The 8,291-nt window shown below is 24.7% G+C and carries 10 protein-coding genes and 1 pseudogene; 2 read left to right on the forward strand and 9 right to left on the reverse strand.

Annotation, left to right across the window (positions count from 1 at the left end; translation table 11 throughout):
- Together QZ288_RS08420 and QZ288_RS08425 are read right to left on the reverse strand one after the other, a co-directional pair.
- A pseudogene (locus QZ288_RS08420) lies at positions 1 to 1,504 on the reverse strand (hypothetical protein); the annotation flags it as partial.
- 2 nt (positions 1,505 to 1,506) lie between these two features.
- Positions 1,507 to 1,824 (reverse strand): SLBB domain-containing protein, encoded by a 318-nt coding sequence (locus tag QZ288_RS08425; protein ID WP_295157662.1) that lies wholly within the window; start codon positions 1,822 to 1,824, stop codon positions 1,507 to 1,509.
- A gap of 219 nt (positions 1,825 to 2,043) precedes the next feature.
- Between QZ288_RS08425 and QZ288_RS08430 the strand changes: the two genes are divergently transcribed.
- Together QZ288_RS08430 and QZ288_RS08435 are read left to right on the forward strand one after the other, a co-directional pair.
- Positions 2,044 to 2,517 (forward strand): chemotaxis protein CheX, encoded by a 474-nt coding sequence (locus tag QZ288_RS08430; protein ID WP_295157664.1) that lies wholly within the window; start codon positions 2,044 to 2,046, stop codon positions 2,515 to 2,517.
- Between the two features lie 7 nt (positions 2,518 to 2,524).
- A complete protein-coding gene (locus QZ288_RS08435; RefSeq protein ID WP_295157667.1) occupies positions 2,525 to 2,857 on the forward strand; it encodes a hypothetical protein in 333 nt (110 codons plus the stop codon).
- On the opposite strand, the gene QZ288_RS08440 is transcribed toward QZ288_RS08435, so the two are convergent.
- The 7 genes from QZ288_RS08440 to QZ288_RS08470 form a co-directional block, all read right to left on the reverse strand.
- Positions 2,858 to 3,997, reverse strand: coding sequence for an HD domain-containing phosphohydrolase (locus QZ288_RS08440; RefSeq protein WP_295157669.1), 1,140 nt, complete (start codon positions 3,995 to 3,997; stop codon positions 2,858 to 2,860). It lies immediately after the preceding gene.
- 228 nt (positions 3,998 to 4,225) lie between these two features.
- A complete protein-coding gene (locus tag QZ288_RS08445) occupies positions 4,226 to 5,131 on the reverse strand; it encodes a hypothetical protein (protein WP_295157671.1) in 906 nt (301 codons plus the stop codon).
- 23 nt (positions 5,132 to 5,154) lie between these two features.
- A complete protein-coding gene (locus QZ288_RS08450) occupies positions 5,155 to 5,478 on the reverse strand; it encodes a hypothetical protein (RefSeq protein ID WP_295157673.1) in 324 nt (107 codons plus the stop codon).
- The gene (locus QZ288_RS08455; protein ID WP_295157675.1) at positions 5,475 to 6,209 is read right to left on the reverse strand and encodes a hypothetical protein; all 735 of its coding nucleotides are present in this window, start codon (positions 6,207 to 6,209) and stop codon (positions 5,475 to 5,477) included. The genes QZ288_RS08450 and QZ288_RS08455 overlap by 4 nt, the downstream gene beginning before the upstream one ends.
- A 6-nt stretch (positions 6,210 to 6,215) precedes the next feature.
- Positions 6,216 to 6,839, reverse strand: a complete 624-nt coding sequence (locus QZ288_RS08460; RefSeq protein WP_295157677.1) for an HAD family phosphatase — start codon at positions 6,837 to 6,839, stop codon at positions 6,216 to 6,218.
- Positions 6,840 to 6,849: 10 nt separating this feature from the next.
- Complete coding sequence (locus QZ288_RS08465; RefSeq protein WP_295157679.1) at positions 6,850 to 7,470, reverse strand: hypothetical protein; 621 nt, start codon at positions 7,468 to 7,470, stop codon at positions 6,850 to 6,852.
- Entirely contained in the window at positions 7,467 to 8,213 is a 747-nt protein-coding gene (locus QZ288_RS08470; RefSeq protein ID WP_295157681.1) for a glycosyltransferase family 2 protein, read from the reverse strand. Before QZ288_RS08470 ends, QZ288_RS08465 begins: the two co-directional genes overlap by 4 nt.
- Positions 8,214 to 8,291: the final 78 nt, after the last annotated feature.

Here is an 8,291-nt window from a genome sequence, read left to right on the forward strand (position 1 = left end):
CCTCTTCTAATATATTTATATCTTCTTCATCATCTATATGATTAGAGTCCAAAAGTTCTTCATCAGAATACTCTTTCATTTCTAGTTCATCATCATCTTTATTACTTTGAGTATCTTCTTCTATGTTTTCAGTATTTTCTTTTTCTTGTAGTTCTTCTAATTCTTCTAGTTTCTCTAACCCCTCTTCTAATATATTTATATCTTCTTCATCATCTATATGATTAGAGTCCAAAAGCTCATCATCAGTATACTCTTTCATTTCTAATTCATTTTCTTCTTCTTTACTATTTTGGGTATCTTCTTGTATATTTTCAGTATTTTCTTTTTCTTCTAGTTCTTCTAAACCTTTTTCTATATAACTATTATTTAAATTTGCTAAATCTTCTATAGATAAACTTATACTTTCATCATTATTTTCTTTTTTAGCTGTATTTGATAAGCTCTCTTCCAAATTATCCAATTCTTCTAAATTTAAGCTTATTATTTCATCAGAAGAATCATTTTTTATATCTTTTATTTCATCTAAGCTATATTGTTTTTCTTCATTATTTTCATCATCATTATTATTATCTAATATACGATCTATTTCTAAAAGTTCTTCATCTTCAGTATTTTGATTATCTTCAGTGTTCTCTTCATCATAATCTATATGATTAGAATCTAAAAGTTCTTCATCAGAATACTCTTTCATTTCTAGTTCATCATCATCTTTATTACTTTGAGTATCTTTTTCTATATTTTCAGTATTTTCCTTTTCTTCTATATTTTCTTCAGTATTTTCATTATCATCTGTATCATCTATAAGATTAGAGTCTAAAAGCTCTTCATCAGAATATTCTTTCATTTCTAATCCGTAATCATTATCTAATTCATCTTTATTATCTTCTGATAAATCATCATCATCTAAAGGATTAACTTCTTTAAAATTATTATCCAAATCAAAATCTTCAACAGTTTCAATATTATTTAGTTCATCTTCTTTTAAATATTCTTCTTCATCTTCAGGCTGTTTATGCAAATTAGAGTATACATCATTTAATATCTCATCTTGATTGAGTGCCTCTTCTTCTGAATCATCTATATTTTCTGCAGAGTTTTTTTCATCATTATCTTTACTGCTGTTAGGAAATAGTCTTGACATATCTATTTCAGAATCTACTACTTGATTTGCAACTTCAATATCGCTTTCTGATAAACTTAAAGTTTCCTCAAAATTTTTATAGATTTTTGTTTCTTCTTCGGAATATGTATCATTAGCTAGTTCTATCTGCTCATCATCTTCAAGATAACTATTGATATTTATATTTCTGACTTTTTCTTTATACTCTTTAGATGTTATTTTTCCGTGAATTTTAGGGCTGTCTTTATCTGTATTTCCAACTGATATTACTGGGAATTCATTTTCATTGATTTCTATAGTTTTATCTATAAGTTTATTTATATCATACTCATCGAGTGAGACATCTTTATTATATTCAAAAATACTAGCGAATTCTTTTTCCACTATCAGTTCTCTTCATAATTTTTTCTTATAGTTGAATATCTTTTTTGTATATTAATCGTAGTATTATTAGTTATTGGTGTATTATAATCAAATCCTATAGGTAAATAACCAAGTTCTGTCATTCCTCCGCAAAGCTCCAAAACTTCAGATACAGAAATGCCGTATTTACAAAAATATACTCCCTGATTAACAACTGCTCCTTTTACTGTAATACTAATCAATGTATTATTTGTATTTGTGTTTTTATAAAAAAAATTTAAAAGTATTCCAAATACAAATATTAATAATGTAAAAGATAAACAAAGTATTCTATCTCTCATAATATTATCGGTTATTTTATTATATAACTAAATCATTTTGTTTAATGATATCATTCTTTTTATTTGTAGTCAAGATTTATATAATCAATATATAATTCTTTTTATAATACTAAAATATTTCTTTTTTGCTTGAATATTTATATAATAGCAGTATACTGTTAAAAATAGTATATTTATTTCCGATAATAATTATAAATAAAATTATATGGTGTTATTATTATGTTTGATTTAGATGTAGTAAATGCTTTCAGCAAAGGTACTGTAATTATATTAAAAAGTTATTTTAACTCAAAAGTAGGTAAGGGCGATGTAAGAATATATAGAAATGCTAATCATGTAGGCGGTGTTATTGTTTTTGTAGGTATTACAGGCGATTTGAGCGGAAGGCTTATGTTTAATATGAATAAGGCTACAGCTTTTAAATTGGCTTCTGCTCTTAATATGGAATCTATAACTGCAATAGATGATATATTTATTGCTACTATTAAAGAATTTGTCAATATGGTTGCAGGAAGTGCAATTAATGATTTATCTACAAAACATATAGATTTGGATATGACGCCTCCTGCTATACTTATGAGCGAACAGATGTCTATGCTTGAAAAAGAAAATGATAAAATATTATCTATAAGCTATAAAACAGAACTTGGTGAAATATTTATGAATTTAATATTATTTAATCAAGCTAATTAATAAATTTGTGCCTAAAATTATACAATATTCTATATTACTTTTTATATTTTTTTTATTTTTAAAAATTATTATCACTAATATTTTCGTCTTAAAAAAGGCTGATATTTTTTTAAATAAATATTTCAAAGATGAAAATAAATTATATTCCTTAAAAGAAGTATCAAAAGCATTTAAGCTGGAAGAAGAACATTTTTTAAAACTTTTATCAACTTTAGAGAAATACCATTACTTTGATTTTTTTAATAAAAGAGGAGTAACAATGGTAAAAGATTTTTATTCAAAATATGAGTTAAAATATTTGATTAGGCTCTTATGTAAAAAGCAGAAATTAAATATTTAACTACATTATTTCTTTTATAAAAATATCATGAGATGAAGATAAATCAATTATTTCCAATTCATCGCTTACAGTTCCGTCTAAATGCTTAACTACAGAAAGTACAGGTCTTAATGGAAGATTAGGATTTTGCTCTATAACTCTTGCAATGCTTCCGTTAGAAAGCTTTACTCTTGTATTATTAGGATAAAAACCTACAGCTTTTTGAAAAGCTTTTACAACATCGCTGTCAAAGTCTTTTTTAGCAAGCGATATTATTATTTTTACAGCTTTATCAGGGGGGGAAGGTATTCCGTGCTCTCCTTTTGTTATTAAATTATTAAATGTATTGCAAATAGATACTATTTTACTATATAAGCTTATATCTTTATTATCTTTTTGAAAAGGATATCCTGTACCGTCATATTTTTCATGATGTTCAAGCACTATATCTGCAATATTATCATCTAAATTATCTCTTTTTACTAATTTGTATCCTTGAGTAGGATGTTTCTTTAATATATTTTCTTCCTCTTTTGTGAGATTTGATTTAGTAAGCAGACTTTCCTGAATAAGCACTTTGCCTATATCATGCACTAATGCCCCAAGCATAATATTTGCCATATCTACCTTTGTGAGATTTAATTCGCCTGCAGTTATAGCAGATAAAGTTGCTACATCCACAGCATGCTTATACATTGTTTCATCTTTTCTCTTAAGCATAGAAAGATATGAATGTGCATCTTTATTTTCTACGATAGATGACAGCATATTATTTACTTCTTTTTTCATAGAATCAAAATCTATACTTCCGCCGCTTCTTGCTGTTTCATATAATGATTTAGTTTTTTCTATAGTAATTTCCTTATTTTTATAAACTTCTTCACTATCAATTTTTAATATTTTTTTACCATTTTCTTCTATAACGCCTCTTAAAACTGCTTTTCTGCCGTCTCCAAATGTATTAATATTATTTTCTTTTCTCAAATCTAACAGATCCATCACGCTTACAGTTGTAATAGAGTTTCTTTTTAAAGTTTCTATAATATCTTTTGTAATGATAGTTCCGATATCAACTATTCTTTTTTCATCGCTATTATATATATTACTAGCTGCTTTCATTCCCTCTTTTACTTCATTTAATGGTATGGTAATTTTTGGCATTTAAAATATCTCCGCAATCAAAAATAATAAATCATTATATCAGATTATATAATATCATATAGCTGTATATTATCAAGTAAAATTATATTAATATTGTAATAATAACCTATTTATAAATATAAAAATATTTCATAAATAAAATATGCTTTTAGCTTAGAATACAGTTTTTAAATCATTTTATATAAAAAATTAGAACCAAATATTAAATATAAATTTATTTAAGAAAAATTAAAAATTTTCAATACCATATTTTTTTCTTAATTTATCTCTTACAAATTTTATTGGAATCCACCAAATTAACTTTTGTATAAATGTTTTCTTTTTAATATCATTGGCATCTTTAGTACGAACTATTATATAATCTCCAGCTTCATATAAATATTTTATTGGAATAGGTTCTAAATTTTCTAAAATCCAATTACTATAAGAAATATAGACCATAGTATATAGGTTGTCTTTAAAATAATTTATATCTAAAACTTTATTTTCTATTTTTTGATATAAATTGGTTGCCTTATTCATAGTTTCCTCTTTAGCAAAATATATAATATCTGATCCTACAAGAAAATATTTATATTCTACTAATCCTCTGGCAAATGGCTTATATCCATAAAAAATTGCATTATTCGGTATAGGTATATTATTGTCTGTAAATAATTTTAAAAAATCATCTATTATAAATTCAGTTTTAAATAAAATATCAGGTCTAGTTGTTATAACATAATCATACTTTATATTATTATCTTTAGAATATTCCATTCTTAATTTATTAACCATATATTTAGTATATGCCATATTCACTATTACTTTATAAGATATATTTATATCATTCACTTTTATTTTTAACTCATTATCTTCTACATCTATTTGCTCTGTTATTAATATTTTCTTCGGATTATATATTTCTATTATTTGATTTTTTATTTTCTCTGTAATATGGGTTCCTCTTTGTTCAGCTTTTTGATTATGCCATGTTTTTGTAGAATGGTCTGTTTCATTCCATGTATGTATAAATATATCTACATTATATCCTTTTTTTTTATTTGGAATTACAATTTTTTCGATTAATGAGATGTAAACATATTCATAACTTCTTAAATGTCCAAATAACTGTAGAGCTATATTTTTTTGCATTTTTTATACTCCAGAAAAATGTACTATACTGTATATTTATCATTATTAATGCTTGGTATTTTTACTACAACATTTATTGTATTATCTTCTAAAGCTTCAAAATCTGTAGATTCATTCGGCTCCATAATAACAATATCTCCATAAGAATATTCTATACCATTCATTTTTACTTTGCCTGAAATTATTACAGTAAATTCAGTAGCTATTATATGATAATGAGATTTTTCATATTCTCCTTTATTATATTTTTTTACGGCTACTTCTACATCATTTGTTTTTAATAAACTTGGTTCAAAATTTCCTATAAACCATCCTTTAACCATATCATCTAACTTTGCTATTTTCATTTTGTATCTATTTTCTCCTTAAGTTCCAAAATATATTGTGCTAATTGTGTTTCATTTTTTAAAGGATGAAATTTTGAATTATCTATTTTATATAGCCCAACTCGTTTTTGTTCTAATATCATTTCATTAACTACTTGACTTAAATAAAAACAGTTATTAATTGGACTGTCTTTTCTTATAACATTTTGAGAAGATTTTATATATTCGTATCCATTTTTAAAATAATAAAAACTCACTAAAGCATTATTACTTAAAGGTTTTTTTTCAGATATTTCTATTACTTCTCCATTATTATCTAATATTGCAAATGAATATCTTGGATGTATGGAGTTAAAAGATACTATTCCTAAATCATAATTATTTTCTCTAAAATAATTTATAATATCTATCCAGTTTTCATCTGTAAAATCATTAATAGCTGCTATTAAAAGCTCATTATCATTATCAATATATTCTGAAGCAAGTAAAGAAGAACATACAGCACCTTTAGTATTGCCTCTAATATTAATAATAACTGCATCTTCAATTTTTCTTTTTATTATTTCATCTACATAAAAATTTTTAATATCATTTTCCCTAATACAGAATATGGATTGTTTTGGATTAATATATTTGGCAAAGTCTATTAACCTCTCTAATATCATTCTTTGATTGATTTCAGTCATATATATAGGATAATTATCAGCAGATATATTTAAATTATCACCGCCCATTAAAAATACTATATTCATAAACAACTATCCCTCTATTTCATTAATTCTATTCATAATATTAATATAATTAACATCATTTACGCTTTTTACTATTAAAATATGAGCACCAGAAGCTTTGGCTGCATTTATTCCATTTTCATTATCTTCTAAAACCAAACATTCTTCAGGATATAATTTTAACATACTAATAGCTTTATTATATATTTCAGGGTCAGGTTTTGGATTTATAACATCCTCATTATTCAATTTAATATCAAAATATTCATACAAAAAAGACATTTTCATCATAATATCAACTGTTTTTTTTATAGAATTAGAACATAAACCTAATTTATAATTGTTTGCTTTTAATTTTGATAATGCATATTCATGATTGAATTTTGGTCTGCAGTAATTTTGTACTATATTCATAGTATATTGCTGTTTCATTTCATTAATAAAAGAATGTAAATATTTAGGCAAGCCTTTTTCTAAAGTAAGTCTTTCTAATTTTACTTTTGTTGGAAGACCGTCGTATGATAATAAATGTTCATATCTGCTAATATCATATCCGAATAATCCTAAAGATTTATTTAAAGCTTCATAATGCCAGTCTTTTGCATCTATTAGAACACCATCCATATCAAATAATATAGCTTTTATTTTCATAATACATATCCTAATTAAAAAAATTGATAGCATCTTTAGGCTTATCAGTACATAAAATTAATTTATCGCTATTGATGTTTTTTGATTTTTTTATAATATCCCATTGATTTTTTGTACATCTTTGATGTAAATCAGAAGATACTATACAAACTTTTTTATTATTATTAATATACTCATCTATCAGCGATGCATTGTACCAATCTGAATAAAAGCAATCAAGCCATATACCATCACATTTATCTATGAGAACAGGTTTAGTTAATATATCGCTTAGACCTGTAAATATTTTCATTTCCTGCTTTATCTGATATACCAAATCAGGTATGGACATATCAAAAGTAAAATAATTAGTATGATTGTATTTATTTAATAATTTTTTTATTTCATCGGATATTCCGTCTGCCTTTATATTTAAAGCAAGCAGTAAATTCCTGCCATCCATAATCTGCAAAACATCTTCAAATGTAATTTCTCCGCCCTTTGGCATATCATGAGAAATAACTATTTGACCAAGAGAATCTCTTAAATCTGTTTCAGTTCCTATTCCTAAATTAAATGATTCTATAAAAGCTTTTTTTGTATTTTTTTCTTTAGCACTTTGCCACAAACCTCTATGAGATAAAATAATCATTTTATTTTCTCCGATACAGCATTATTTAAAAACAATTCAAGATCATTTGGAGTTCCTAAACCATACATACCATTAGACTCTTCTCCTATATTATATATACCAATTTTCAATCCATCTTTAATTAAATAATTATAGGCTGGGCATGTATAAAATTCACCATTAACCCTAATATTTTCAGATATCATTTTTTTTGCCGCATTTACTAAATATCTGCCATACTTAAAATTATATATACCAACAGTAGCTTCATTTGAAATAACTTTTTTTTCAGCTGTTTCAATAACTAAGTTATTTTCATCTGTTTTTACAAAAGACCATTTAGGATCATTAGCTGTCATTGTCATAATTAGTCCGTCAAATTCATTTATTTTCATATATTCTAAATAATTATTGATATCAAAATCTATATACTGATCCGAATTAGCTGTCATCAAAGGTTCATCATTATCTATGAATCTGATTGATTCTAAAACAGTAGATAATTGTCCTTCAGTTATATGATTTATACCTATGATTTCAGCATTTTTAGTAAAAGAAACTAATTTATCTTTTAATTTATATTTTTTTATATGTTCTTCTTGACAAATAAAAATAAATCTATGATGCATTTTTGGGGTTAAATTGTTAACTACTATTTCTATCATAGTTTTATTAAATATTTGTATTAAAGGCTTTGGATCTTTATAACCAGCTTCTAAAAATCTGCTTCCGCGTCCTGCCATTGGTATAACTATATTAAGCATTTTAATACCTCATAATTAACATAATGTATGAAACTTAGTAAAGCTATACTGATATTATGGCTAATTATATAATAGTAT

Source organism: uncultured Brachyspira sp. (assembly GCF_910578695.1).
Taxonomy (GTDB): domain Bacteria; phylum Spirochaetota; class Brachyspiria; order Brachyspirales; family Brachyspiraceae; genus Brachyspira.